The sequence below is a fragment of the Methylopila sp. 73B genome, from assembly GCF_000526315.1.
In the GTDB taxonomy this organism is placed as follows: Bacteria; Pseudomonadota; Alphaproteobacteria; order Rhizobiales; family Methylopilaceae; genus Methylopila.
Map to the genome: position 1 here is coordinate 1,087,740 of NZ_JAFV01000001.1, position 25,239 is coordinate 1,112,978.

16 protein-coding genes are annotated in these 25,239 nt (G+C 69.8%); 9 read left to right on the forward strand and 7 right to left on the reverse strand.

Annotated elements, in window-relative coordinates; translation table 11 throughout:
- Positions 1-125: 125 nt before the first annotated feature.
- Positions 126-422 carry a glycine zipper domain-containing protein gene (locus K244_RS0105300; protein ID WP_020185211.1) on the forward strand — a complete coding sequence of 99 codons (297 nt, stop codon included), beginning with the start codon at positions 126-128 and terminating at the stop codon, positions 420-422.
- 229 nt (positions 423-651) lie between these two features.
- On the opposite strand, the gene trpE is transcribed toward K244_RS0105300, so the two are convergent.
- Entirely contained in the window at positions 652-2,166 is a 1,515-nt protein-coding gene (trpE, locus tag K244_RS0105305; RefSeq protein WP_024816327.1) for an anthranilate synthase component I, read from the reverse strand.
- A 22-nt stretch (positions 2,167-2,188) separates the two neighbouring features.
- Positions 2,189-4,084 (reverse strand): SurA N-terminal domain-containing protein, encoded by a 1,896-nt coding sequence (locus K244_RS0105310; RefSeq protein WP_020185213.1) that lies wholly within the window; start codon positions 4,082-4,084, stop codon positions 2,189-2,191.
- A gap of 183 nt (positions 4,085-4,267) precedes the next feature.
- Between K244_RS0105310 and tpiA the strand changes: the two genes are divergently transcribed.
- Together tpiA and secG are read left to right on the forward strand one after the other, a co-directional pair.
- Positions 4,268-5,032 (forward strand): triose-phosphate isomerase, encoded by a 765-nt coding sequence (tpiA, locus tag K244_RS0105315; protein ID WP_020185214.1) that lies wholly within the window; start codon positions 4,268-4,270, stop codon positions 5,030-5,032.
- A gap of 107 nt (positions 5,033-5,139) precedes the next feature.
- Positions 5,140-5,757 (forward strand): preprotein translocase subunit SecG, encoded by a 618-nt coding sequence (gene secG, locus K244_RS24395; protein ID WP_020185215.1) that lies wholly within the window; start codon positions 5,140-5,142, stop codon positions 5,755-5,757.
- Positions 5,758-6,373: 616 nt separating this feature from the next.
- Here the strand turns inward: secG and K244_RS0105325 are convergent.
- A complete protein-coding gene (locus K244_RS0105325; protein WP_020185216.1) occupies positions 6,374-9,061 on the reverse strand; it encodes a ribonuclease E/G in 2,688 nt (895 codons plus the stop codon).
- A 691-nt stretch (positions 9,062-9,752) separates the two neighbouring features.
- Between K244_RS0105325 and K244_RS0105330 the strand changes: the two genes are divergently transcribed.
- Positions 9,753-10,967, forward strand: coding sequence for an N-acetylmuramoyl-L-alanine amidase (locus K244_RS0105330; RefSeq protein WP_020185217.1), 1,215 nt, complete (start codon positions 9,753-9,755; stop codon positions 10,965-10,967).
- A 174-nt stretch (positions 10,968-11,141) separates the two neighbouring features.
- Positions 11,142-13,601: a penicillin-binding protein 1A gene (locus K244_RS0105335; RefSeq protein ID WP_020185218.1), complete on the forward strand. Its 2,460-nt coding sequence runs from the start codon at positions 11,142-11,144 to the stop codon at positions 13,599-13,601.
- A 52-nt stretch (positions 13,602-13,653) separates the two neighbouring features.
- Here K244_RS0105335 and K244_RS0105340 read toward each other — a convergent pair whose 3' ends face one another.
- Positions 13,654-13,959, reverse strand: a complete 306-nt coding sequence (locus K244_RS0105340) for an EthD family reductase (RefSeq protein WP_020185219.1) — start codon at positions 13,957-13,959, stop codon at positions 13,654-13,656.
- A 127-nt stretch (positions 13,960-14,086) separates the two neighbouring features.
- Between K244_RS0105340 and prfB the strand changes: the two genes are divergently transcribed.
- Positions 14,087-15,218, forward strand: a protein-coding gene (gene prfB, locus K244_RS0105350; protein WP_155931597.1) for a peptide chain release factor 2 whose coding sequence is annotated in 2 segments (ribosomal slippage) — positions 14,087-14,155 and positions 14,157-15,218 — 1,131 coding nt in all. Because the reading frame shifts where the segments join, the coding sequence is not laid out codon by codon here.
- A gap of 157 nt (positions 15,219-15,375) precedes the next feature.
- On the opposite strand, the gene K244_RS0105355 is transcribed toward prfB, so the two are convergent.
- Together K244_RS0105355 and K244_RS0105360 are read right to left on the reverse strand one after the other, a co-directional pair.
- Positions 15,376-16,557 (reverse strand): M23 family metallopeptidase, encoded by a 1,182-nt coding sequence (locus K244_RS0105355; RefSeq protein ID WP_020185222.1) that lies wholly within the window; start codon positions 16,555-16,557, stop codon positions 15,376-15,378.
- Between the two features lie 79 nt (positions 16,558-16,636).
- On the reverse strand, positions 16,637-17,107 hold the full coding sequence (locus K244_RS0105360; RefSeq protein WP_024816328.1) for a peroxiredoxin: 471 nt from the start codon (positions 17,105-17,107) through the stop codon (positions 16,637-16,639).
- A gap of 111 nt (positions 17,108-17,218) precedes the next feature.
- On the opposite strand from K244_RS0105360, the gene K244_RS0105365 reads away from it, so the two are divergent.
- Positions 17,219-20,680: an AsmA-like C-terminal region-containing protein gene (locus tag K244_RS0105365; protein ID WP_020185224.1), complete on the forward strand. Its 3,462-nt coding sequence runs from the start codon at positions 17,219-17,221 to the stop codon at positions 20,678-20,680.
- A gap of 9 nt (positions 20,681-20,689) precedes the next feature.
- Here K244_RS0105365 and tyrS read toward each other — a convergent pair whose 3' ends face one another.
- Positions 20,690-21,949 carry a tyrosine--tRNA ligase gene (gene tyrS / locus K244_RS0105370; RefSeq protein WP_020185225.1) on the reverse strand — a complete coding sequence of 420 codons (1,260 nt, stop codon included), beginning with the start codon at positions 21,947-21,949 and terminating at the stop codon, positions 20,690-20,692.
- A gap of 215 nt (positions 21,950-22,164) precedes the next feature.
- Here tyrS and K244_RS0105375 point away from each other — a divergent pair, with 215 nt between their 5' ends.
- Together K244_RS0105375 and K244_RS0105380 are read left to right on the forward strand one after the other, a co-directional pair.
- Positions 22,165-23,259, forward strand: a complete 1,095-nt coding sequence (locus tag K244_RS0105375; RefSeq protein WP_020185226.1) for an anhydro-N-acetylmuramic acid kinase — start codon at positions 22,165-22,167, stop codon at positions 23,257-23,259.
- Positions 23,260-23,406: 147 nt separating this feature from the next.
- The gene (locus tag K244_RS0105380; RefSeq protein ID WP_020185227.1) at positions 23,407-25,221 is read left to right on the forward strand and encodes a potassium/proton antiporter; all 1,815 of its coding nucleotides are present in this window, start codon (positions 23,407-23,409) and stop codon (positions 25,219-25,221) included.
- The last annotated feature ends 18 nt before the right edge of the window (positions 25,222-25,239 follow it).

The following is a 25,239-nucleotide window of genomic DNA, read 5'->3' on the forward strand; positions in this document are numbered from 1 at the left end:
CTTGTTTAAGCAGGATGGGACCGCTTTCCGCCGGGGTCCGTGCGAAAGTCGCGGCGAAACACCACTAGCCGCGGCGCTCCGCAGGCCTATTTTCGCGCGCATCATCAACGGGAGCCAGAACGCTCATGAATAAGATCGCCACTCTCACGCTCGTCACGGCCATGGGCCTCGGCCTCGCCGCCTGCGGCGAGACCCGCAACGAGCGCGCGCTGTCAGGCGGCTTGATCGGCGCCGGCGCCGGCGCAGTCGTCGGCAGCGCGGTTTCGGGCGGCCGCGCCAGCGGCGCGCTGGTCGGCGGCGCCCTTGGCGCGGCGGGCGGCGCCGTGGTCGGCGCGAACACCCGCCCGGAGCGCCGTTCGCGCGAAGTCTGCTACGGCACGAACCGCTACGGCGAGCGCTACCGCGTCCCCTGCCGCTACTGAGCGCGGCGACGTTCGGCTTCTGGAACGGGCGCCCTCCGGGGCGCCCGTTTTTCTATGCGCGGGGCCGCCTTGTCAGGACTCCGCATCCAGCCCAAGCGTCGTCCTCAGCCACCTTCGCGCGGGCGTCGCCGGCGAGCGGGAGGACCGGGCGAGGCGGCGCGACGCTGCGAGCGCCCCGTGTGGCCGCATGGCGCCGGCCGTCCGACGCCGCGAGGACCGGCGTTAAAGCCTACTGCGCGCGCCGCGCGCCGCTTGCGAAGCGGCGGGCTTCCTCGGCCGCGCGGAACAGCGCCTTGGCCTTGTTGACGCACTCCGCCTGCTCGGCGGCGGGAACGCTGTCGGCGACGACTCCGGCGCCCGCCTGCACGTGAATGCGGCCGTCCTTGACCACCGCGGTGCGTAGCACGATGCAGGTGTCCATCTCGCCGCTCGCCCCGAAGTAGCCGACGCAGCCGGCGTAGACGCCGCGCTTGTCCTTCTCGAGCTCGTCGATGATCTCCATGGCGCGCACCTTCGGCGCGCCGGAGACCGTGCCCGCCGGAAAGCCCGCGACCAGCGCGTCGAGCGCGTCGTGACGGCGGTCAAGCCGGCCTTCGACGTTCGACACGATGTGCATCACCTGGCTGTAGTACTCGAGGAAGAACTGGTCGGTGACCTCCACGGAGCCGATCTCCGACACGCGGCCGACATCGTTGCGGCCGAGGTCGAGCAGCATCAGGTGCTCGGCCCGCTCCTTGGGGTCGGCCAGCAGCTCCTCCGACAGCGCGCGGTCGTCGGCGGGCGTCGCGCCGCGCGGACGGGTGCCCGCGATCGGCCGGATCGTGACCTTGCCGTCGCGCACCCGCACCAGGATTTCGGGGCTCGACCCGACGATCTGGAAGCCGCCGAAATCGAGATGGACGAGGAAGGGCGCCGGGTTGGTGCGGCGGAGGGCGCGGTAAAGCGCGAAGGCCGGCAGGTCGAACGGCGCCTCGAAGCGCTGCGACAGCACCACCTGGAAGATGTCGCCGGCCGCGATGTACTCCTTCGCCCGCAGCACCATCGCCTCGTATTCGGCCGGCGTGGTGTTCGAGGTGAGGGCGTAGTGTTCCTCGGGGTTCACCTGCGCCGGCTCGCGCGAGGGCGTGCGGTCGAGCCCCTCCACGATCTCCGTCAGCCGGTCGACGGCGCGCGCATGGGCGGCCTCGGCGGAGAGGCCGGGCTCTGGCCGCACGGGCGTGACGACGGTGATCTCGTCCTTCACCCCGTCGAACACCAGCATCACGGTCGGCCGCATCAGGATCGCGTCGGGGACCTGCAGCACGTCGGTGTTGGGGGAGGGCAGCTCCTCCATCTCCCGGACCATGTCGTAGCCGAGATAGCCGAACACGCCCGCCGCCATCGGGGGCAGGGCCTCCACGATCTCGATGCGCGACTCCGCGAGCAACGAGCGCAGCGCGTCGAGGGGGCGTTCGTCGCAGGGCTCGTAGGCGTCGAGATCGGTCGCGGCGCGCCGGTTGATCTCGGCCTTGCCGCCCACCGAACGCCACAGCAGGTCGGGCTTCAGCCCGATCATCGAGTAGCGGCCGCGCGTGGCGCCCCCCTCGACGGACTCGAGCAGGAAGGCGTTCGCGCGGCCTTCGGCGAGCTTCAGGAAAGCCGAAACCGGCGTCTCGAGGTCTCCGACCAGGGTCGTGGAGACGACCTGCGGCCGGCCTGCGGCGTAGATCGGCGCGAAGGCCGCGATCGCGGGCGAGATCAGCATGAGCGCGACTTTCGGGACCGAATCAGCCTTCGCCGCCGCCAAGGACCTGGGCGATGGCGGGCTCGTTGAACTTCACGCCGAGCTGATCGCGGATCTGGCGCACGAAGGCCGACACGACCTCGGTGCTGAGGCTTTCCGAAATCTTGGCGACCTGACCCGTGCCGTCCGGCGCGTTGGGATCGAACGGCCGGGTGTTCTCCGCCGTGACCTTGAAGACGAGGCGCGCTCCCTGGTCGTTGGGCGCGGTCTTGCCGAAGCCGTCGAGCGGCGTCTGGAACACGGCGACCGCCTGCGCCTGGGTGATGTCCGGCGCGCCGCCGACGCGGGTGGTCTCGGCCTGATCGAGCTCGAGCTTCTCGGCCGCCGCCGTCTGGTCGAACGGCTTGCCGGCCTTGAGCTGGCCGAGCAGGGCGTCGGCCCGCGCGTCCAGCCGCTTGCGCGCCTCGTCCGCGCGCCAGCGGGTTTCGACGTCGGCGCGGGCCTCGTCGAAGGTGCGGTCGCGCGCCGGCTTCACCTCGCGGACCTCGTACCAGACATATCCGCCGTCGACCGTGACGGGGTCGTTCTCGGCGCCTGCGGTCGCCGCGAAGATCGCGCTCACCAGCGGCTCCGACGCGGGAACGCCCGGCGCAGGCTTGCCGTCCGGGCCGCTGCCCTGCGCGTCGATGGCCTCGACCAGTTTCAGCGGCGGCAGCTTCTGGGACTTGACGATCTCGTCGAGCGTCGAGCCGCCGAGGCGCGCCTCATCGACCTTGTCGTGAAGGCCCTGGAGATCGGCGCGGGCGGCGTCCTCGGCGACCAGCCTGCGGATCTCGCCCTTTACCTGCTCGAAGCTCTTCGTCTGCTCCTGCTGGACGCCGGTGACGCGCAGCAGAGCGGTCGTGTAGGCGCCCTGGATGGGCTGGCTGACCGTGTTCGGGGCGAGCGCGAAGGCCGCGTCCGCAACCTTCGCGTCGAACATCTCCGCCTTGGAGAGGTTGCCCAGGAACGCGTCCTGCGGCGAGATCTTTTGGCGCGCCATCTCCTGCTCGAACAGGCCGCCGGCCTGGATGCGGTCGTAGCCGGCCTTCGCCTCGTCGAGCGAGGGGTAGGTCACTTGTTCGATCGAGCGCTTCTCGGCGGTGGCGTATTTCGGCTTGTTGGCGTCGTAATAGGCGCGGATGTCCTGCTCCGGCACCGTGCGGGTGGCCGCGAGCTTCGCAGGGTCGAGTTGGAGAAGCGCGACCTTGCGGAACTCCGGGGCGGCGAAGCTCGCCTTGCGCTCCTCGAAGTAGCTCTTGAGCGCGGCGTCGGACGGGGCGGGAACGGCCGAGGGCGCCTCGGGCGTCAGCGTGACGTAGGAGATCGAGCGGCTATCGCTCACGAAGCCGTGCAGCGCCTCGCGGAAGGCGAGCGGGGTCGGCACCTCGCCGGCCAGCGCGTCGGTGAGCTGGCGGCGCGCCGTGAACTGGCGCTGCATCGTGATGTAGGCGTTCTCGCTCAGGTTGTTCTGACGAAGGATGTCCTGGAAGCCGGCGCGATCGAAGCGGCCGTCGGGCCCCTTGAACACGTCGTCCTCGGTGATCTCGCGGCCGACCTCCTCGTCGGAGACGGCGAGGCCGAGCGACGTCACGCGCGTGTCGAGCGCGAGTTCGTTGACGAGGTTCCCGAGCGTCCGCTCGCCGAGCCCCGCCATGCGCGCCTGCTCCGGAGTGATCTGGCGCTTCGCCTGCTGGCTCACGCGCCGGATCTCATTGGCGTAGGCTTGGCGGAAGGTCTCGAGCGGGACCTCCTGGGTCCCCACCGTCGCGGCCGCCGTGCCCGTGCCGCCGACCCGGAAAATGTCCGCGATGCCCCACACCGCGAAGCTCAGGACGAGCACGCCGAGGAAGATCTTGGCGACCCAGCCTGCGGCGCCTTTGCGAAGGGTTTGAAGCATTGCGGTTCACATATCTTCGCGTTCGAGGACGGCGGGACTCTCCCGCACGAGGCGCGCGACATTACAGGCACGCGTCCGAGCGCCGCAAATCGCAGCCGCGGGAGGAATTTGCAAGCGCGCCGCGTTCTGCTACCTCCGCGTTCCTAGAAAAGCGCAGACTTTTCGTGCCCTGGAGGAGCCTTCATGTCCGACGCCGCCCGCAAGCCGCTCGTCGCGGGTAACTGGAAGATGAACGGCCTCTCCGCCTCCGCGCCGGAGTTCGTCCGGATCGTCGGCGCCTATCAGGGCGCGCTGAAGGACGTAGTCGACCTCGCCGTCTTTCCCCCCGCGACGCTGCTGACCAGCTTCGCGACCGCCACCCGCGGGGCCGGGGTGCTGGTGGGCGCCCAGGATTGCCATCCTGAAGCCTCCGGCGCGCACACCGGAGACATTTCACCGGAGATGATCGCGGATGTCGGGGGCAAGGCCGTCATCGTCGGTCATTCCGAGCGCCGCGCCGACCACGGCGAGACCGACGCCGTCGTGCGCGCCAAGGCCGAGGGGGCGCTGCGGGCCAAGCTGCTGGCCGTGATCTGCGTCGGCGAGACGCGCGAGGAGCGCGACGCGGGCGAGGCGCTGGAGGTCGTCGGGACGCAGTTGGCGGGTTCCCTGCCGGAGGCCGCGACGGCCGCCACGGTGGTGGTGGCCTACGAACCGGTCTGGGCTATCGGCACCGGCCTGACGCCGACCGTGGACGACGTCGCGGAGATGCACGGCTTCATCCGCGCCCAACTCGGCGAGCGCTTCGGCCCGGAAGGCGAGAAAATCCGCATTCTCTACGGCGGCTCGGTGAAGCCCTCGAACGCGGCGGAACTGCTTGCGGTGGCGGACGTTGACGGGGCGCTGGTGGGCGGAGCGAGCCTGAAAGCCGACGACTTCCTCGCCATCGCCAAAGCCGCGGCCCGCTGATCCCCGCCGAGGTGGCGTCCCGGCGGCGCGTGGTGTAAACAGCCGCCTTCGTCGCGCGCGCCGGTGGTCCGCGCGCCCAAACCGTTCCGTTTCAAGTCGCAGGCGTCATGCAGACCGTCCTCATCGTCCTCCACCTGATGATCGTGCTCGCGCTGGTCGTGGTCGTGCTGCTCCAGCGCTCGGAGGGCGGCGCCCTCGGGGTCGGCGGCGGCAGCAACTTCATGTCGGGCCGCGGTCAGGCCAACACGCTCACGCGGGTCACCGCCTATCTCGCGGCGGGCTTCTTCGTGACCAGCCTGACGCTGACGATTCTCGCGGGCTACGGCGGAGGCTCGGTGCTCGACCGCCTGCAGCCGACCTCGGCCACCATCAAGCCGGCCGCGGCGCCCGCCGGCGCAGCCGGCCCGCAGGCTCCGCTCGGCTCCGGGCAGGGCGGCATCCTGCCCGCGCTGCGCAAGGCGACCGAGCAGCCCGGCGCGGCCCAGCCGCCCCAGCCCGCGGCGCCCGCCGCGCCCCAGCAGCCGACCGCGCCGATCACGCCGCAGGAGGCCGACCCCAGGGCGACCGGGCCGACCGACGAGCCGAAGCAGGCCCCGTCGCAGGAGACCTCGCCCCAGGGCTCCAACGCCGACGACCCGAAGCCGCAGAGCGCGCCGCCGGCGGCCACGGAGCAGCCCGGCGAGCCCCAGGCGCCCGCCGCGACGGAGCCGCCGAAGCAGCCGTAACAGGCGCAGGCGTCGAGGTAGACTGATCGAAGCGAAGGGCCGGGTGACCGGCCCTTTTTCGCGTCCGGACGGTTGCCAGAATCGATCCTTTCGGGAGACAGCGGTTCGCGCCCCGCCAGCGGTCATGCGGGAGGCCAAGTCGCCGCTCGACCGCGTCGAGTCGAGGGCCGCTCTCGCGCGCGTGGTAGCCTCACGTCCGGAGCGTCAGCGGTTCAGATTCACGCGGCCGTCGCCCCGGGCTTGTCCTGGGGTCCATAAGCCCGCCGGTCGAGATCGGTCTCCGCTGGCGGGCTTATCGATTCCGGGACTTCGCCCGGAATGACGGCGGGGTTCACCAGGTCGACGAGAACCGAAACTCTCTGGCCCCCCGTCGTGTATGCCCGGCTTAGCCAGGCAATGACGGCGGTTCGGCCGGAAGTCGCCGCGCCCTGGCGCGAGGGGCTTGGCGGAACTGTGCAACGACTACCGTTCTCCTTCGCGATCTGCTCTCAGACATTGGCCCGGCTCAATGGCCAGAGGCGCGCAAGGCGGCTCCCGCACGGGCGAGGCCTTAACGACAAGAGGCCCGGACGTCGCCGTCCGGGCCTCTTGCATCAAGGAAGCTTTTGACCGCGGTCTAGCCGCCGAAGACGCGCTTGCTCCACCAGCCGGTACGGCGGGGACGATTGGGGTCCTCGACCGCTTCCGGAAGCTCCTGAACCACGGACGCAGGCGCCGCGCGGGTTTCCTCCGGAGCCTCCTTGGCCGCCGCCTGTTCGACCTCGGCCGGCGTCGGAGCGGTTTCCGCCGCCGCGACGTCCTCCATCTCCGGAGCGACCGGCGACACGGCGTTGAGCTCCTTGGCGGCCGGCTCCTCGGCGGGCTCCGCCACGTCCGAGGCGGCTACATCCTCGACGATCAGCGCGTCGCTCGGAGCCTCTTCCGGGGCCGCGGCCGCGATCTCTTCGGCGTCCTTCTTCGTGCTGCGACGACCGCCGCGACGACCGCGACGGCGGCGCTTGCCGTCGTCCTCGTCGCTCGCTTCGACCGCCTCGGCCGCGACCGTCTCAGGTTCGGCCGCGGCTTCCACGGGCTGGGACACCTCCTCGACCGAAACCGGGACCGGCGCCAGGGGCTGGTCCCCGGCGACGTCGCTCACGATCGCGTCGTCCGGACCGTTCTCGGTCTCGTCCTCGTCGGACCCTTCGGCCTCCGCGGAGGTCTCGCCCTGCGGCTCGCCGCCGAAGGACGATGACTCGCCGGAGCCGCCGCCGCGACGCCGGCGGCGCCTGCGGCGACGACGGCCGCCGCCCTCGGAGCCGTCCTGATCGCCGCCGCCGTTCTGGGCCTGCGGCTCGCGCGCGGCCGGCTGGGCGACGACGGTCTCGACCTCTTCGTCTTCGGCGATCGGATCTTCGTCAACGATCTCGTCCGGCGGAATGCTGTCGACGCGGACCTGCGTGACCGGAGCGCGGGCTTCGCCCGTGGCGAGTTCGGTGCGCTCGATCGTCAGGTGCTGGCCGGTCGGCAGATGCTCCTCCGCCGCGAACAGCACGGTGACGCCGAAGCGGCTTTCGATCTCTCCGAGATGGCCGCGCTTCTGGTTCAGGACGTAGAGGGCGACCTCGTTGCGGGTCTTAACCAGCAGGTTGCGGGTCGCGTCCTTGCGCAGGTGCTCCTCGACCATACGCAGGACATGCAGCGCGACCGAGGGCACGGCGCGCACCGTGCCGACCCCGGCGCAGACCGGGCAGACCTCGCTGGAGCTCTCCAGCACGCCGGTGCGGATGCGCTGGCGGGACATCTCCATCAGGCCGAAATGCGAAATCCGGCCGAGCTGGATGCGCGCGCGATCGTCCTTCAGGCAGTCTTTGAGCTTCTTCTCGACCGCCTTGTTGTTCCGGCTCTCCTCCATGTCGATGAAGTCGATGACGATCAAGCCGGCGAGGTCCCGCAGGCGCATCTGGCGCGCGACCTCTTCGGCCGCCTCCAGGTTCGTCTTGAGCGCGGTGTCCTCGATGTTGTGCTCGCGGGTCGAGCGGCCCGAGTTCACGTCGATCGCGACGAGCGCTTCCGTCTGGTTGATGACGATGTAGCCGCCCGATTTCATCGTCACGATGTTCGAGAACATCGCGTCGAGCTGGGCTTCGACGCCGGACTTCGAGAACAGCGGCTGGCTGTCGCGGTAGGGCTGCACGATCTTCGCATGGCTCGGCATGAGCATGCGCATGAAGTCCTTGGCCTCGCGGTAGCCCTCTTCGCCGGCGACCAGAACTTCGTCGATGTCCTTGTTGTAAAGATCGCGGATCGACCGCTTGATCAGCGAGCCTTCCTCGTAGACGAGCGCGGGCGCGGTCGACTTCAGCGTCAGATCGCGCACCGTCTCCCAGAGCCGCATCAGGTATTCGAAGTCGCGCTTGATCTCGGGCTTGGTGCGGCTTGCGCCGGCCGTGCGCAGGATGACGCCCATGCCCTCCGGCACGTCGAGATCCGAAACCATGTCCTTCAGGCGCTTGCGGTCCTGGGCGGAGGTGATCTTGCGGGAGATGCCGCCCCCGCGGGCGGTGTTCGGCATCAGCACGGAGTAGCGGCCGGCGAGGGAGAGATAGGTGGTGAGCGCCGCGCCCTTGGTGCCGCGCTCTTCCTTAACCACCTGCACCAGCAGCACCTGGCGGCGCTTGATGACTTCCTGGATCTTGTAGGAGCGGATGTGCCGGGGGCGCCGCTCGGGCATCTCTTCGAGGGCGTCGCCCGCGCCGATCGATTCGACCGGATGCTCTTCTTCGTTGCTATCGTCGTCGTGGTCGTCCTCGCCGGAGACCTTCTCCTCCTGCTCGGCGACATGGGCCTCGACGGCGCTTTCGGCTTCCGCAGAGGCTTCGGGCGCGGGGCCTTCCTCGCCTCCGACCTCTTCCGGGGCCGGATCGAGCGACACCGACTCGTCGCCGTTGGCGGGCGCCGCCTTAGGACGGGCGCGGCCGCGACGACGCCGGCCGCCGGCTGGCTTCTCTTCGGGCTGCTCGTCCTCGGCGGCGTGCGCCTTTTCCTCTTCGGCCAGCAGGGCCTGACGGTCGGCGACGGGGATCTGGTAGTAGTCGGGGTGGATCTCGCTGAAGGCGAGGAAACCGTGGCGGTTGCCGCCGTATTCGACGAACGCCGCCTGCAGCGACGGTTCGACCCGCGTCACCTTCGCGAGATAGATGTTCCCGCGAAGCTGACGACGGTTCGCGCTTTCGAAATCGAATTCCTCCACCCGGGAGCCGCGGACGACGACGACCCGCGTCTCCTCCGCGTGGGTGGCGTCGATGAGCATTTTGTTGGCCATGGGCGAAACTCTTGGATACGGCCGAGCGGGCGCGGAGCCGTCGTCGCCGACGGCGCCTGCGGGGCGCGGGACGCGCGCGAACGCTCGAATGAAGGGAAGACGGGCGCGCCGTGAACCGAAAGGGCGGCGAGGCGGCGCGAAAACGAGGCGAGCCGGAGCATCCGGCGAATCGAAGTCCGGGACGAAGCGGAGGCGGCGTTAGGCGCCGTGCGCATTCTCCGGCGAACCTCGCAAATTGGTCGCGGCGCGGCGTTGGAGGCCGGCGCGAATGGGACCCAAGGACGAACCCGAAGGCGAACCCTCGAGCGCTCACGCAAGCGATCCGGCGTTCCCAGACGGAACCGCCGATAGCCGCCGCTTGACCATGACCGGAAACGGACCGACTTCGCCGCATCGGCGTCGCCCATCCCATCGGGGGTGCGAGCGAGCCGCGCGCCGCAGCCGCGACGCCGTGACGGACGCTGGTTCGGCGGGTGTCTCACAAGAGACTCGCGTCACCGGAGCGTGAGCGGCACATTTTTAGCGGACGAAACGTGCGCTTGACAAGCACGCTCGCTGGGTCGCCGTCACGCCCACGCCACAGCGCGTCGCGAAAGCGCGCGAACAGGTTTAAGAACGGGTTAACCGCGAGCCCTTAAATCCTTAGAACGCGTTGGCCACTTCCTCGTTTCAGCAGGTGTTTCGGACCGCTATGATTCGCGCGTCGTTTCTCGCCGTCGTTCTGCTGACGCTGGTCGCGTGGGCCGCACCCGCCGTCGCGGAAGCCACGCCGCCGCGCCCCGTCGCGACGGACTCGCGGCTCGCGGGCGACGAGCAGCGCACGCGTCTGGTGATCGACCTGACCACGTCGACGTCCATCAAGGCCTTCACGCTGGCCGATCCCTACCGGGTGATCATCGACCTGCCCGAGGTGGCGTTCCGCCTGCCGGAAGTGGCCGGCCGGCAGGGGCGGGGGCTCGTCAGCGCCTATCGCTTCGGCGTGTTCGCGCCCGGCCGCTCGCGCATCGTGGTCGACGTCACGCGGCCGGTCGCGATCGACAAGGCCTTCGTGCTCGACGCCGTCGACGGCCAGCCGGCCCGCATCGTGCTCGACCTGACGCCGAGCGACCGCAAGACCTTCCTGCAGTCCGTCGCCGCGCAGGGACCGGAGACCACCGGCGCGACGCCGCCCCAGGCGAAACTGGCCGAGAAGACCGACCTGCCCGTGGTGGTGATCGATCCCGGCCATGGCGGCGTCGATCCCGGCGCGGCCGGCCCCAACGGCGCGAGCGAGAAGGACATCGTCCTCGCCTTCGCGAAGCAGCTCAAAGCCAAGATCGAGGCCTCCGGGCGCAGGAAGGCCGTGCTGACCCGCGACGACGACACCTTCATCTCGCTGCCGGGCCGCGTGAAGGTCGCCCGCGACAACGCCGCGGCGCTGATGATCTCGATCCACGCCGACACCCTCACCGACCCGTTCGGCGTCCGGGGCGCCACGATCTACACGCTGTCCTCCAAGGCGTCCGACAAGGAGGCGGAGCGGCTTGCGGACAAGGAGAACAAGGCCGACCTCATCGCGGGCGTCGACCTGTCGGACGAGCCCGAGGAGGTCGCCGGCATCCTGTTCGACCTCACCCGCCGCGAAACCACCAGCTTCACCGCCCAGTTCGCCAAGATGCTGGTGCGCGACCTCAAGCAGGCCGCGAAGCTGAACAAGAACCCCCTGCGTTCCGCGGGCTTCCGGGTGCTGAAGGCTCCGGACGTGCCCTCCGTTCTGCTCGAGCTCGGGTACCTCTCGAGCAAGGAGGACGCCAAGCTGCTGATGTCCGACGCATGGCGGGATCAGGCGACGGACGCGATCTCGAGCGCCATCGACCGCTACTTCGAGACCCGTATCGCAGGAAGCACACCCGGTCGGGTGAATTGAGCGCAGGGCCGGATGCGCCGTACAATCTCCACAAAGCGCCACGATCCGGGTATCTGATAAGCGCGAGCAGGGCGGGGGGCCGTCCAGTACCGCTCAGGCCGCTGTTCGGACCGCACCCGCGCCACGTCGCGTCGTTCGTTCGCGTTCAAGGCCGTTGACACGGAACGAGGTGACATGCGCCTGCTTGTGCGGTTCTTGGGTTTCCTGTTCGCCACCGGAGCGATCGTCGCCGTGATCGGCGCGGCGGCGATCGGCGTGGTCGTGTGGAAATACTCGCGCGAACTCCCCGACTACGAGCAGCTGGCGAACTACGAGCCGCCGATCATGACGCGGCTGCACGCGAACGACGGCCGGCTGATCGCGGAGTACGCCAAGGAGCGGCGGCTGTTCCTGCCGATCCAGGCGGTGCCGAAGCGCGTGATCAACGCCTTCGTGTCGGCCGAGGACAAGAACTTCTACGAGCACGGCGGGCTGGACTTCACCGGCATCGCCCGCGCGGCGCTGTCGAACCTGCAGAACGCCGACCGCCGCCCGCAGGGCGCGTCGACCATCACCCAGCAGGTCGCGAAGAACTTCCTGCTGACGAACCAGCAGAACTACGAGCGCAAGCTCAAGGAGGCGCTGCTCTCGCTCCGGATCGAGCAGACCTACTCCAAGGACCGGATCCTCGAGCTCTACCTCAACGAGATCTATTTCGGCATGGGCGCCTACGGCGTCGGCGCGGCGTCACTGGTCTATTTCGACAAGGCGGTCACCGAACTGACGCTGGCGGAGGTCGGCTACCTCGCCGCGCTGCCGAAGGCGCCCAACAACTACCACCCGTTCCGCTACCCGGAGCGCGCCATCGAGCGCCGCAACTGGGTGATCGACCGCATGGCCGAGAACGGCTACGCGTCCGTCGAAGAGGCCGCCGCCGCCAAGAAGGAGCCGCTCGAGGTCAACCCGCGCCCGACCGGCTCGCAGCTGCCGTCGAGCGAGTACTTCGCCGAGGAGGTGCGCCGCGTCCTCTATGAAAAGTACGGCGAGAAGGGCCTCTACGAAGGCGGCCTGTCGGTCCGCACGACGCTCGACCCCAAGCTTCAGGCGCTCGCCCGTCAGGCGCTCAGCCACGGCCTCGTGGCCTACGACCAGCAGCGCGGCTGGCGCGGTCCGCTGCGCGAGATCGATCCGAAGGGCGACTGGGGCGTGGCCCTCGCCGACGTGCCGGCCTATGGCGACGTCGCGCCGTGGCGGCTTGCTGTCGTGCTCGACGCGGGCGGGACCCAGGCGACGATCGGCCTGCAGCCGGGTCGGGAGAAGTCGGGCGCGGTGACGCATGAGCGCGTCACGGCCGTGCTGCCGCTGGAGGGCGTGCGCTGGGCGAAGTGGGCGAAGGGACCGGAACGCGGCCGGGCCGTAAAGACGGTCGCCCAGGTCGTGAAGCCGGGCGACGTGGTCTATGTCGAGCCGCTCAAGGAAGGCTCCGACCAGTACCGGCTGCGGCAGCCGCCGGAGGTTTCGGGCGGCCTGGTCGCGATGGACCCCTACACCGGCAGCGTGCTCGCGCTCGCGGGCGGCTTCTCCTATGACGAGAGCCAGTTCAACCGCGCCACCCAGGCGCTGCGTCAGCCCGGCTCGTCGTTCAAGCCGTTCATCTACGCGGCCGCCCTCGACAACGGCTACACCCCGTCGTCCGTCGTCATGGACGCGCCGATCGAGATCGACCAGGGCCCCGGCATCGGCATCTGGCGCCCCGAGAACTACGCGAAGAAGTTCTACGGCCCTCAGACCCTGCGATTCGGGATCGAGAAGTCGCGCAACGTGATGACGGTGCGGCTGTCGCAGGACATGGGCATGCCGCTCATCTCCGAATACGCCAAGCGTTTCGGCGTGATGGACGACCTGCCGCCCTACCTGTCGATGGCGCTGGGCGCCGGCGAGACGACCGTGCTGCGCATGACGGCCGCCTATTCGATGTTCGCGAACGGCGGCAAGCGCATCACGCCGACGGTGATCGACCGCATCCAGGACCGCACCGGCAAGACCGTCTACCGGCACGACGACCGCGAGTGCCTCGGCTGCAACGCCGGCGGCTGGGCGAACCAGGACGAACCCAAGCTCGTCGACCGTCGCGAGCAGGTGCTCGACCCGATGACCGCCTACCAGATCACCTCGATGCTCGAAGGCGTCGTGCTGCGCGGCACGGCGACGGGCGTGAAGGCGGTGGGCCGGCCAATCGCCGGCAAGACCGGGACCACGAACGACTACCGCGACGCCTGGTTCGTCGGCTTCTCGCCCGACCTCGCGGTCGGCGTCTACCTCGGCTACGACAAGCCGCGCTCCATGGGCGAGGGCGAGACCGGCGGCGAGCTGGCTGCGCCTGTGTTCACCGAGTTCATGAAAAGCGCGCTCGCCGACAAGGCCGCGACCCCGTTCCGCGTGCCCCCTGGCATCAAGCTGATCCGCATCAACCCGTCGAACGGCATGCGGGCGTCAGGGGGCGACTCGAAGGTCATCCTCGAAGCCTTCAAGCCCGGCACGGCGCCGCCGGACAGCTACTCGATCATTGGCTCGGCCGATCAAGGCGGGCGTCCGCAGACCGTCACGCCGGAAGCCGACCGCGCCGTGCGCTCCGGCACCGGCGGGCTGTACTAAAGCCTTGCGGCCGGGGCTAGGCGCGAACGCGGCGCTTAACCCCGGCGCGACCTTAGCCCTCGGTCGAATCAAGATGCAGGATCGTCGGCCCTTCGGGCGAGTAGTTCGGGATGTCGGCGACCGCCGCCTGGCCTTCGGGCGAGTTCAGCGCGGCGTGGATCGCCTCGAGGCTGTCGAACGTGCCGACGAACATCCAGAAGAATGCGCCGGCGGAGCCGTCGAGCGCGGTGGCCGGGCCGAAGCTGAAGCTCTTCAGCCCCGGCATCTTCTGCACGAGCGGCATATGCACGCTGCGGAAATGGCTGTCGAACTGGGCAGGATCGGCCGGCTTCGGGTACATCACGACGAGTTTGCTCATGCGGTCTTCTCCTGACGGCGCGGCGTGCGCCTCGGCAGCGCACATAAGGCGGTCCAGCGCCGTTTACAGCGCGGGACAGGGCCGCTAACAGTCGCCTCCCCAACGCACACACGAGAGCTCAGAGGCCATGCGCGCCGAAATCGAGACCCTCGTTCAGGACATCGAGCAGTCGGTCGGGCTGCTGAGGAGGCATCTTTGACTGGGATGCAGCCAAGGCCCGCCTCGAAGAACTGAACGACATCGCCGAAGACCCGACGCTCTGGGAGGACCCGGAGCGCGCGCAGAAGATCATGCGCGAACGCACCTCGATCGACGACGCCATGAGCGGTGTGCAGCGGATCGAGAGCGAGATGAAGGACAACCTCGAGCTCATCGAGCTCGGCGAGATGGAGGGCGACCAGTCCGTCGTCGACGACGCCGAGCGGGCGCTGCGCGGCCTCAAGGATGACGCGGCCCGCCGCCAGCTGGAATCGCTGATCTCGGGCGAGGCCGACGGCTTCGACACCTTCCTCGAGGTCCATCCCGGCGCCGGCGGCACCGAGAGCCAGGACTGGGCCGAGATGCTGCTGCGGATGTACACCCGCTGGGCGGAGCGGCGCGGCTTCAAGATCGACGTGGTGGACCATCAGAACGGCGAGCAGGCGGGCATTAAGTCCGCCACGCTGCAGATCAAGGGCCACAACGCCTACGGCTGGCTGAAGACCGAGGCGGGCGTTCACCGGCTGGTCCGAATCTCGCCGTTCGATTCGAACGCGCGGCGCCAGACCAGCTTCGCCTCGATCATGGTCTACCCCGTGATCGACGACTCGATCAAAATCGAGATCAACGAGAGCGACGTCCGCACCGACGTGATGCGCTCCGGCGGCGCCGGCGGCCAGCACGTCAACAAGACCGAATCGGCGGTGCGCCTCGTGCATAATCCGACCGGCATCATGGTGGTGAGCCAGGGCGACCGTTCGCAGCACAAGAACCGGGCGACCGCCTGGGACATGCTGCGCGCCAAGCTCTACGAGCGCGAACTGAAGATCCGCGAGGAGCAGGCGGTGGCGGACCAGGCGGCCAAGACCGACATCGGTTGGGGCCACCAGATCCGCTCCTACGTGCTGCAGCCGTACCAGCTGGTGAAGGACCTGCGGACCGGCCACACCTCGACCTCGCCCCAGGACGTGCTGGACGGCAAGCTCGACGACTTCATGGAGGCGACCCTCGCCCAGCGCGCCTATGGCGGCGCGCCCGAGGGCGTCGAGGACGTCGACTGATCTCCGCTCGCGTCCCGGCCTTGAGCCGGGACCCACACGCCCGCCGGTTGGATCAGAGCGTCCGCCGTCGCGGCGTCTTCGTAGTGCGCTGAGTTCTGGGTCCCGGCTCAAGGCCGGGACACGAGCGCCGCGTGTCCATCTTCAGCGCAGGACATCTTCAGTTCGACAGCGTCGCCGCGTAGGCCGAGCCGGCGCGCAGGAAGCGCAGCGGATCGACCGCCTCGCCGTCGATCCGGGTCTCGTAGTGCAGGTGCGGGCCGGTCGAACGGCCCGTCGAGCCGACGAGGCCGAGAACGGCGCCGGCCTTGACGGTCTGCCCGATCCGGACGGCGGCGGACGACATATGGCCGAAGCGGGTGGTCAGCCCTCCGCCGTGGTCGACCTCCACCATCAGCCCGTAGCCGCCGCTGTAGCCCGCCGCCGTGACGCGTCCGGGCGCCGTCGCGCGGATAGGGCGACCGTGGGCGCTCTCGAAATCGAGTCCGGCGTGGAACGCGGGCTGGCCCAAGAACGGGTCGGTGCGCGCGCCGAAGCCGCTGCTGATCGATGCGCCCGGCGCGGGGGTCCGGATCGGCGCGTCCTCCAGGCGGTCGCGGAGTTCGGCGGTCGCGGCGCGCTGGGCCGTGACCCGGTCGGCGCGCGCTTCGAATGTCTGCGCCCGTGCGGGGAGGGGTTCGAACGGGCCGCCGCGGCCGGCCTCGGCGCCTCGGCCGTTCGACTTCGGCAGCGCGAGGCCGTCGTAGATCCGCTGGAGCTTGCGGCGCTTGTCGTCGATCCGCGTCTCGATGGCGTCGAGCGCGGCGCCTTGCCCGGCCTCCAGCTTGTCGAGGTCCACGCTGATCTGGTCGGTCGGATCGACGGGTTCGCTCGATGCGGCGAGCCCCCGCCGCTCGTCGTCGGGGCGGTCCAGCGGCGTCGGCTTTGCAGCGTAGGACGTCGGCGCGGCGCCCGGCTGATCGAGCGCGGGACCCGCAAGTTCGGCGAGCACGGTCTGCCGGCGCTCGAGCGATTCCTGCCGGCGGGCGAGTTCGGCCAGGCGCTGCTCCGAGCCGGTCTTTTCGACAAGACGACGGGTCCGCACGCGCTCGAGCTCGGTCTTGAGCTCGTCGATCTGCGCTTCGTAGGCGCTCGCCGCCGCCTTCGCGCCGCCGCGGATCTCTGCGACGACCACGTCGTGGAACGCCAAGTAGTACGCTGTGCCGACCGACCACCCGAACGACAACGCGATCACGGCCGCGACCGCCGCCGCCCCATAGCGCGGCAGGCGGAAGGCGAACCGGCGGCCGCAGTCGACGACGATGAGGTCTCCGCCGAAGGGGACGGCGCGATCGATCGTCATGCGGAGGGCCTTTCGGTTGCGGGCCCGCCGACTGTTTCGCGTTAGGGTTAACCGCCGGCTAACGCCCGGTCGTCCGGCGTCACAGCGCCTGGGCGGCCCGCAGCACCTCGTCCGCGTGGCCGTCGACCTTGACCTTCGGCCACACTTGGGCGACGCGGCCCTCGGCGTCGATCAACACCGTGGTGCGCTCCACGCCGAGGAACTTGCGGCCGTACATGCTCTTCTCCTTCCACACCCCGTAAGCCTCGAGCATCGCCTTTTCTTCGTCGGCCGCGAGCGGGAAGGCGAGATCGTATTTGGTCCGGAACTTGTCGTGGCTGGCCACGCTGTCCGGCGATACGCCGATGATCTCGGTTCCGGCGTCCGCGAAGGCCTTCCGTAGCCCGTTGAAGGCGATCGCCTCCTTCGTGCAGCCGCTGGTGTCGTCCTTCGGGTAGAAATAGAGCACCACTTTCCGCCCCCTCAGTTTGGCGAGGCTGATCGATTCGCGGCCGGCGCCCGGCAGGTCGAAAGACGGGGCGGGATCGCCGATCGTGAGAGCTTCGGCCATGGGGACCTCCATCGTTGCGGAACGCGCAGACTACGTAAGGCGCCCGTTTCGGATCGTCACCGGTCCCGGACTCTTGAGCCCCCGGCCGGTTGCAGGTACGCCGATAGGGTGTTGCGCAAGCTGCGCCGCATCCTGGGAGACCTCGCACGCCTGATGACCGAGATGGAGAGCCCCTCGCGACGCGCCCGTGCGCTCGCCCTTGTCGCCGCGCGGCGACGTCGGGCCGGGCCGCTGATCTCGCCGCGTCGCGCGGTCCGCCTCGTCGCCTTCGGCCTCTTGGGCGTCGCGGCGGCGCTGTCGGCGATCTGGCTCGCCATCCTCTATCTGCCGCTGCCCGCGTCGCAGGTCATTCCCAGGGTCACGGCGGCGCTCGAATCGCGGCTCGGGCCGGATTATGCGGTCTCCATCGAGGACGCCGAACTGCACCGCGGCGCGGACGGCGTCGAACTGCGACTCGTCGACCTCGCGATCGCAAAGGCGGCGGGCGGCCCCACGCTCGTGGCGGCGCCGAAGGTGGAGCTCAGGCTCGACGGGCTGGCGCTGCTCAGGGGCGACGTGCGGGTGCGCTCGGTCCACGCGACCAACCCGCGCATCGACGCCCAGTTCGAACAGACGATGGGCGCGGCCTCCAAACAGACGGACCTGCCGGACCGCATCCTCGCCGGCGTGGCCGACCTCGACCGGCTGCTCGGCCCAGGTGGCGCAGTCGGGGCGCTGGAGGAGGTCGAGGTCACGGGCGCCGCGCTGCTGGTGGGACGCGGCGGCCAGTCGGTGATGACGCAAGACAACGTCGCGCTCCGGCTCTCCCGCGGCGAGCATGGCGCGATCGCCCTGACGACCTCCTCCGCGCGTCCCGAGGATCGCTGGACCATCGCCGTCACGATCGCCCCCGACGCCGCGACGAACGAGCGCGTGATCGACCTCGGACTCGAAAACGTGTCCCTCGCCCCGTACTCGGCGCCTTTCGCCCAAAAGGCGGGCGCTCCGCCGGCCACAGGGCGGCTGTCGGGCCATCTCAGCGCTCGTATCGGGCCAGACGGGCGGCTTGCGGCGGGCGACGGACGGATCAGCGCCCGGAGCCTCTCGATCGCTCTTCCGGGCGCCTCGGGCGGCGGCGCGCGCAGCATCGACGTCGACGACCTCAAGCTCGATCTCGCCTGGGACCCGGCGAAGCGGGCTGTGGTCATCGAACCGTCCCGCATCGTGGGACGCACGGGCCAGATGTCGTTCAGCGGCGCGCTGACCGCGCCGGTCGCCGGTCAGACGGTGTGGCTCACCCATCTCGACGGGCGCGACGTGTTGCTCGCCGGCGAACAGCTGGGCGACACGCCGCTCCGGCTCGACCAGGTCGTTCTGGAGGCGCGCTTCGACACGGAGGCGGCGACCCTCGAGGTGACGAGGGCCCAGGTGCTGGGACCCACCGCAAAGGCTGCGGCGACCGCGTTGATCCGCTTCGAGGGCGCGAGCCCCGCGGTCCGGCTCGGCCTCGTCAGCGACCCGATGCCGACCTCCGCCATCCTGCGGCTGTGGCCGCCCTTCCTCGGCCACGATGTGCGAAACTGGGCCGTGGCGAACATCCGCTCCGGCCAGGTCGACGCGTTCTCGCTGACACTCGACATTCCCGCCGGGGTGTTGGCTGGAATGGGGCCGAAGGACCCGCTGCCGCCGGGCTCGATGGCGATCGACGCCACCTTCTCGGACGCGACCCTGCGCGGCGCGCCGACCTTGCCGTGGATCGAGGGCGCGGCGGGCGCGATCGCTGCGACGGCGACCGACGCTCGCGTCACGGTCGGGAAGGGCTTCGTCCCAGGGTCAAGCGGCGGTCTGGCGATCGCCGACGTCAATTTCGTCACGGGCGGCTTCGGCGCGCCCTTCCCGAAGGCGACGGTCGCGTTCAAGGCGCAGGGCGCGCTCGATCCAGCGATCGCGCTGCTGGTCTCCGGCGCGGTCGGACAGAACCCGCTTCCGCCGCAGCTCGATCCCGCGAAAGTCTCGGGGAAGATCTCGGCCGACGTCTCCGCCGCCTTCGAGCTTGGCCATTCCAACGACAAGCCGGGACCGCCGGTCGCGGTCAAGATCGCCGCCGACATCACGGACGTAACGATCGCCGACCTTCTCGCCGGCCGCGCCTTCGACAAGGGCGCCTTCAAGCTTGTCGTGGACGGCGCGAACAAGACGCTGGCGGGGAAGGGGCGGATCGCGGGCGCGCCGGCGACGGTCGGCGTGGTCGAAACCCCGGCGACGGCGAATGCGCCCGCCAAGCGCCAGTTGACGGCCACCCTCACGGCCGACGCCGCCGACCTGACGCGTCTGGGTTTCGACGTTCCGGGCGCGCTGAAGGGCGCCTTGCCGCTGCAGATATCGCTCGCCCTCGACGAGCCCCACGCTCCGATCAGCCTGTCCGCCGATCTCACCGCCGTCGGGATCGACGGCTTGTTACCGGGGTTCCGGAAGCCTGCCGGCCGGCCTGGCAAGCTCGCGTTGATCGTGGAGAAGACGCCGGAGAAGACGGTTGTGAGGGATTTCGCGATCGAAAGCGGCGACCGGTCGGTTCGCGGAGGCATCGAGTTCGGCCCCAAGGGCGAACTGCTCGCGGCCACCTTCCCGATCTACCGACCGGCGCCCGGCGACGATGCGCGGGTCGAGATCGACAAGCTGCGGTCCGGCTCGACCAAGCTGGTGGTGCAGGGCGCGGCGCTGGACCTGAAGCCGTTGCTCGACTCGTTCCGGGGTAAGACCGCGGCGGCGCGCGGCGCGGACAAGCCCGGCTCCGGCGGAATCCCGAAGACGCTCGACGTCGTCGCCAAGCTCGGCACGGGCCTGGGCTACGGCGGCGAAGCGATCGCGGGGCTCGATCTCAGGCTCGCCATGCGCGACGGCCGGGTGACGGACGCGGACGGCTCGGGGCGGATCGGGGCCGGGGGCATAAGGCTCGCCACCGCCGACGACGGCCGGCTGCGGCTCAGCGGCGGCGACGCGGGCGCCTTCTTTCGGTTCGCGGATCTCTACGGCCGGGTGGATGGCGGCCAGTTCGACCTGCAGGCCTCGCTCGCGGGCGGCCCCGGCGTCCTGAACGTGAAGGACTTCCTCGTGCGGAACGAGACCGCGCTCGACCGCGTTCGCCAAACGACGGGAGCCGACGCGAACGCCGCCGCCGCAGACGCCCGGAAGGGCGCCACGCGGTTCGAGCGGCTGCGCGTGGCCTTCGTGCAGGGGCAGGGGCGGATCGAGGTCAAGGACGCCGTCGTCTACGGGCCGCAACTCGGCGCGACGCTGGAGGGCGTGGTGGATTACGCCGCCGACAGCGTCTCGCTCGTCGGCACCTTCGTGCCGGCCTACTCTCTGAACAACCTCTTCAGCAAGGTTCCGATCATCGGCGCGCTGCTCACCGGCGGCAAGAATGGCGGCCTGCTGGGCGTGACCTTCCAGGTCACCGGCAAAACCGGCGCGCCGACGGTGACCATCAACCCGATGTCCGCGGTGGCGCCGGGCTTCCTTCGTAAGCTGTTCGAGTTCCGGCAGACCGCCCCCGACGCCGCGACCGAGGGAAATGCCCCCGCGGGGGCGCAGTAGAGCTTAAGTTCACCCCCGGGGGCGGAGCAGCACGTGTTTCTTGCGGCCGAGCGAGAGCTTGACCACGCCCTCCGGCGTCAGGTCCGCCGGGGTTAGAGTCGCGCGTTCGTCCGTCACTGCGGCGTCGTTGACCCGGAGGCCGCCGCCCTTCACCTGCCGACGGGCTTCGCCGTTGGAGGCGACCAGCTTGGCGATCTCGGCGAAGGCGGTCAGCACGCCGAGGCCGGCTGAAAGCGCCGCGGCGTCGATCTCGACGGTCGGGAGCGATTGGCTGACGGCGCCTTCCTCGAACGTGGTGCGGGCGGTCGCCTCGGCCTCCTCGGCGGCCGCGCGGCCATGGACCAGCGCGGTGGCTTCCGTGGCCAGAACCTTCTTCGCCTCGTTGATCTCCGCGCCGCTTAAGCTCCCGAGGCGCTCGATCTCGGAAAGCGGCAGGTCGGTGAACAGCTTGAGGAAGCGCACGACGTCGGCGTCCTCGGTGTTCCGCCAGTACTGCCAGAACACGTAGGGGCTCGCCATGTCTGCGTTCAGCCACACCGCGCCGCCGGCGGTCTTGCCCATCTTGGCGCCCGAGGCCGTGGTGATGAGCGGGCAGGTGAGCGCGAACACGCCGGCGCCGTCCACTCGGCGGGACAGCTCGATGCCGTTGACGATGTTGCCCCACTGGTCGGAACCGCCCATCTGAAGCCGGCAGCCGTAGCGCCGGTTCAGCTCCAGAAAGTCGTAGGCCTGCAGGATCATGTAGTTGAACTCGAGGAAGGAGAACGGCTGCTCCTGCTCGAGGCGGGTCTTCACGCTGTCGAACGACAGCATGCGGTTGATCGAGAAATGCCGCCCGATCTCGCGCAGGAACGGCACGTATTCGAGCTTGTCGAGCCACTCCGCGTTGTCGACCATCACGGCGTCAGTCGGGCCGTCGCCGAAGGTCATGAACTGCTGGAACACGGTCTTGATCGACTGCTTGTTCGCCGCGATCTGGTCATCGTCGAGCAGCGGGCGCTGGGTGTCGCGGAACGAAGGGTCGCCGATCTTGGTGGTGCCCCCGCCCATCAGCACGATCGGCCGGTGCCCGGTCTGCTGCAGCCGCCGCAGCATCATGATGTTCGCCATGTGCCCGACGTGGAGGCTCGGCGCCGTGAGGTCGTAGCCGATGTAGGCCGTGACGATTCCTTCGCTCGCGAGCTGGTCCAGCGCGACCGGGTCGGAGATCTGGTGGATCTGGCCGCGCTCCTCGAGGAGACGCAGGAAGTCGGAGCGGTAAGCGGTCATCGGGCGTAAAGAACTTTCGGCGGATCGAACGGGACGTCGGGGTTTAGCGCAGGATGTCCGATATCGGAAACGCCTCGTCATGCCCCGGTTTATCCGGGGCATCCAGACTTCCGTTCGCGGGCGGTTGATGATCAAAACTGGATCTCCCGGACACGCCGGGGGATGACGAGGCGCACGCTTGGCGGCGGCGTAACTAACCGTTGAGGGGAGGCGACATGCGCGCGATCGGGCTGATGAGCGGCACCTCCCTCGACGGCGTCGACGTGGCGCTGGTGGAGACCAATGGCGAGCGCGTCGAGGCCTTCGGCCCCTCCGGGTACCGGCCCTACACGACGGACGAACGCGCCGTGCTGGCCCGAGCCTTGGCCGACGCCGACGCGATTTCCGACCGCACGGAGCGGCCGGGCGCCGTGGCGGAGGCCGAGGCGATCGTGACGGACGCCCACGCCGAGGCGGTCGAGCGCTTCATGACGGACCATGGATTGCGCGCCGACGACGTCGATGTGGTGGGCTTCCACGGCCAGACCGTGCTGCACCGTCCCGGCGATCGTCTCACGGTGCAGATCGGCGACGGCCCGGCGCTCGCGCGCAGGCTGGGCGTGCAGGTGGTCTACGACTTCCGCGCGGCCGACGTGGCGGCGGGCGGGCAGGGGGCGCCGCTCGCGCCCACCATCCACCCCGTGCTGGTGCGGGCGCTCGACCTGCCGCGCCCGCTCGCGGTGCTCAACCTCGGCGGCGTCGGCAACGTCACCTTCATCGCGGGCGACGGCGCGCTGGTGGCCTTCGACACCGGACCCGCCAACGCGCTGATGGACGATCGACTGCTCCGCGAAACCGGTGAGGCCTTCGACCGCGACGGCGCGATCGCGGCGTCCGGCGCCGTAGACCCGGCGGCGCTCGCCCGTCTGATGGACCATCCCTACTTCGACGTCGCGCCGCCCAAGTCGCTCGACCGCAACGCCTTCGACGCCGGCGCCACGGACGCCCTGCCGCTGGCGGACGCCCTGGCGACGCTCGCGGCCTTCACGGTGGAGTCGGTCGTTCGCGCCGCCGCCCATCTGCCGAAGCCGCCCGCGCTCTGGATCGTGGCCGGCGGGGGCGCGCGCAACCCGACGCTGCTCGCGGGGCTCCGGGATCGGCTTCAGGCGGAGGTGAAAACCGCTGACGCAGTAGGGCTTTCGGCCGACGCGCTGGAGGCGCAGGCCTTCGCGGTGCTGGCGGTGCGCAGCCTGAAGGGGCTGCCGCTGACCTATCCCGGCACCACCGGGGCGCCGCGCGCGCTGACCGGCGGCGCGCTCGCCCGGCCATAAACCGCATAAGATGTTGTTCCGCCTTGATCTGGCGGCATTCGTCGGGGAAGTTCCAACCTCCTTCCTCTGACGCTTCGGCGCTCGGACCACGCCGGGTTCGCACCAGGCGCGCCCGGCCGCCCGTGGCGTGCATGCGAACCGGCGGGCATGGACAACATCACGGTCGTCAATGCGATCCTGCTGTTCGGGGCGGCGCTGGTGCTCGTCGGCATTCTGTCGTCGCTCGTCGCATCCCGGTTCGGCGCGCCGCTGCTGCTGGTCTTCCTCATCATCGGCATGCTCACCGGCGCGGACGGACCGGGCGGCGTCGCTTTCGACAACTACCGGCTGACCTATCTGATCGGCTCGTTGGCGCTTGCGATCATCCTGTTCGATGGCGGGCTGCGCACGCGCATCTCGCATCTCGCGGGCTCGCTCGCGCCGGCGATCGGGCTCGCCACGGTGGGGGTGGTGATCACCGCGGGGCTGATCGGCGCCTTCGCCTCCTACGTGCTGAATCTCAGGCTGTCGGAAGGCTTCCTGATCGGGGCCACGATCGCCTCGACCGACGCCGCGGCGGTGTTCTTCCTGATCCGCGCCAGCGGCCTGCAGCTTCAGCGGCGGGTCGGCGGCGTGCTGGAGATCGAATCCAGCACCAATGATCCGGTCGCGGTGTTCCTCACCGTCATGATGGTCGGCATCGTCAGCGCCTCCGGCGGCCACGACGGGCTGACGATCCTCGGCGAGTTCCTGCAGGAGGCGATCATCGGCGGCGCGGCCGGCGTCGCGGGCGGATTCGCGCTCGCCTTCGTGCTCAACAAGGTCGAGCTGCCGTCCGGGCTGCACCCGCTGTTCGTGGTGGCGAGCGCCGTCGCGCTGTTCGCCCTTGCGGCGGTCATGCACGGCTCCGGATTCCTGGCCGTCTATCTCGCAGGCATCGTGGTGGGCAATCGTCAGGTGCGCGCGCTGCCCAGCATCATCGCCTTCCACGACACCGTCACCTGGCTCTGCCAGATCGTGATGTTCATCGTGCTCGGCCTCCTCGTCACGCCGTCGACCCTGCTGCCGTCGCTCGGCGCTTCGCTCGCCATCGCCTTCATGCTGATCTTCGTGGCGCGGCCGGCGGCGGTCGCGCTCTGCCTGCTGCCGTTCGGCTTCTCGCGCAAGGAGATCGGCTTCGTGGGCTGGGTCGGCCTGCGCGGGGCGGTGTCGATCTTCCTCGCCGCAATCCCGACGCTGGCCGGCGCCCCCAACGCGCAGATCTACTTCAACGTCGCCTTCGTGGTGGTGATCGTCTCGCTGCTGGTGCAGGGCTGGACGATCACGGAGCTCGCGAAGCGGCTCGGCCTCGCCGTCCGCCAGACCGGCCGGCAGGTGCAGCGGATCGAGATCGACCTCCCCGGCCAGCTCGCGCAGGAGATGGTGGGCTATCCCGTGACGCCGAAGTGTCCGATTCTCGCCCGCGACGCGGTGCCGAAATGGGCTACGCCGGTTTTCGTGATCCGCGAGGACCGCATTCTCGACCCGCTTCAGGCCGGCGCGCTGAAGGCGGGCGACTACGGTTATTTTCTTGCGCCGCACAATCGCGTGGCGGAGCTCGACGGCCTGTTCGCCTCCACGGAAGCCGGGCGCGCGCGGCCCGCGCTCAGCGAGTTCGCGTTGCGCGGCGACGCGGCGCTCGCGACGCTGTCGGCCATGTATGGCCTCGCGATCCCCGCCGAAGACGCCGGATCGACGATCGCGGAGGTCTTCGCCCGGCGCTTCGAAAACGAGCCCGCCGTCGGCGACGCCGTTGAGTTCGGAGGGGCGACGCTCGTCGTGCGAGGAGTCGACGAGGGCAAGGTGGTGCGCGTCGGCCTCCGCATCGAGGACGAGCCCGACGCGACGGTCTCGCTTGTCCCGACGGGACCGCGCGCCGCCGCGCGCAACGCCGCGGACAAGCTGTGGCGGAAGGTGCAGGGCGCGCTGAAACGCGCGGCTTAAAGGATTTCGAAACCATGT